This is a genomic window from Stenotrophomonas sp. P5_B8, assembly GCF_054049855.1.
The window spans coordinates 1-1,817 of record NZ_JBFULO010000602.1 but is presented as its reverse complement, the minus strand read 5'-3'; the positions used below and the strand labels follow the sequence as shown (position 1 = coordinate 1,817).

Sequence of the window (1,817 nt, the reverse complement as noted above, 5' to 3'; positions counted from 1 at the left end):
TCGCGCCCGCCGCGATCATGGGCCGTGGCCGCAAGCTGGGCCTGCATACCGATGCCGGGCACCGCTTCGAGCGTGGCGTTGACCCGGCGCTGCCGCGGACCGCGATCGAGTACGCCACCCGCCTGGTCCTGGACCTGGCCGGCGGCACCCCGTCGCCGGTCACCGAGGCCGTGCGCGAGGCCGACCTGCCGGCGATCGCCCCGATCGTCCTGCGCCGCGCGCGTATCGCCCGCGTGCTCGGCATCCAGATCGCCGATGCCGACGTYGAGCGCATCCTGCGCGCGCTGGGCATGGACGTGGCCGCCGTCGCCGAGGGCTGGCAGGTGACCGCGCCGAGCCGCCGTTTCGACATTGCCATCGAAGAAGACCTGATCGAGGAACTGGCCCGCATCCACGGTTACGAGCAGATCCCGACCACGCTGCCGGGCGGTGCCTCGCGCATCGCCATGCCCAGCGAAACGCGCCTGGACGATCTCACCGTGCGCCGCCAGCTGGTCGCCCGCGACCTGCAGGAAACCCTCAACTACGCCTTCGTCGACGCGGGTCTGTTGAGCGATTGGCACCTGCACCAGGACGTGGTGGCGCTGGCCAATCCGCTGTCGGCCGAACTGGCGGTGATGCGCCCGTCGCTGCTGCCGGGGCTGGTCGCCACGCTGGGCCGCAATGCCGCGCGCCAGTTGGGTCGCGTGCGCCTGTTTGAACTGGGACGCAGCTTCCACCCGCAGGCGGGCGAGGGCACGCCGGCACCGCTGGAAACCCAGCGCGTGGCCGCTGCCGTGTGTGGCGATGCCGACCCGCAGCAATGGGGCATGGCCACCCGCAAGGTCGATTTCCACGACCTCAAGGGCGACCTGGATTCGCTGGCGGCCGCCTCCGGCGCGGTGCTGGCGTTCCAGCCTTCGCAGCGTCCGTACGGGCACCCGGCGCGTTCGGCCGAGGTCCTGCGCGACGGCGTCAGCCTGGGCTGGATCGGCCAGATCCACCCGCGCCTGGCCAAGGCCATGGACATCGACGTGGACGTATTCGCCTTCGAGCTGGACCTGGCCCTGCTGGCCGCCCGCCAGCTGCCGCGTGCCGCCGAGTTGTCACGGTTCCCGTCGGTACGCCGCGACCTGGCTTTCCTGGTCCCCGAAGCCGCCGCCTGGGCCGACCTGGAAGCTACCCTGCGCCGCGCCGTGGGTCCGCTGCTGCGCCAGGTCACCCTGTTCGACCGCTATGTCGGCCAGGGGGTCGAGCCGGGCTTCAAGAGTCTCGCTATGGGCTTGATTTTGCAGGACAAGTCGCGCACTCTGACGGACCGCGACGTGGAGTCCGTGGTGGCCGAGGCAGTCTCTGCCATGGAGCGTGAACACCACGCCCGGATCCGCGGTTGAGCGGGCAGCATGGGGGGTAGCAGGCAATGGCATTGACCAAGGCTGAGATGGCCGAGAAGCTGTTCGACGAAGTGGGTCTGAACAAGCGCGAAGCCAAGGAATTTGTCGACGCGTTCTTCGATGTGTTGCGAGAGGCATTGGAACAGGGACGTCAGGTGAAGCTGTCCGGCTTCGGCAATTTCGACCTGCGGCGCAAGAACCAGCGCCCGGGCCGCAACCCGAAGACCGGTGAGGAAATTCCGATTTCCGCCCGTACGGTGGTTACCTTCCGTCCGGGCCAGAAGCTCAAGGAAAGGGTAGAGGCATATGCTGGATCCGGGCAGTAACCGCGAACTTCCGCCGATACCGGCCAAGCGCTACTTCACCATTGGTGAAGTCAGCGAGCTGTGCGACGTCAAGCCGCACGTGCTGCGCTACTGGGAGACCGAGTTTCCCAGCCTGGAG

General features: G+C 68.4%; 3 protein-coding genes. All 3 read left to right on the top strand.

Annotated elements, in window-relative coordinates:
• Positions 1 to 1,373 (top strand): phenylalanine--tRNA ligase subunit beta (locus ACXJKH_RS19820; RefSeq protein WP_457321928.1); only part of this gene is annotated, 1,373 nt, incomplete at its 5' end.
• Positions 1,374 to 1,399: 26 nt separating this feature from the next.
• Entirely contained in the window at positions 1,400 to 1,699 is a 300-nt protein-coding gene (locus tag ACXJKH_RS19815; RefSeq protein ID WP_005410432.1) for an integration host factor subunit alpha, read from the top strand.
• Positions 1,680 to 1,817 (top strand): MerR family DNA-binding transcriptional regulator (locus ACXJKH_RS19810; protein WP_457321930.1); only part of this gene is annotated, 138 nt, incomplete at its 3' end. The genes ACXJKH_RS19815 and ACXJKH_RS19810, both read left to right, overlap by 20 nt.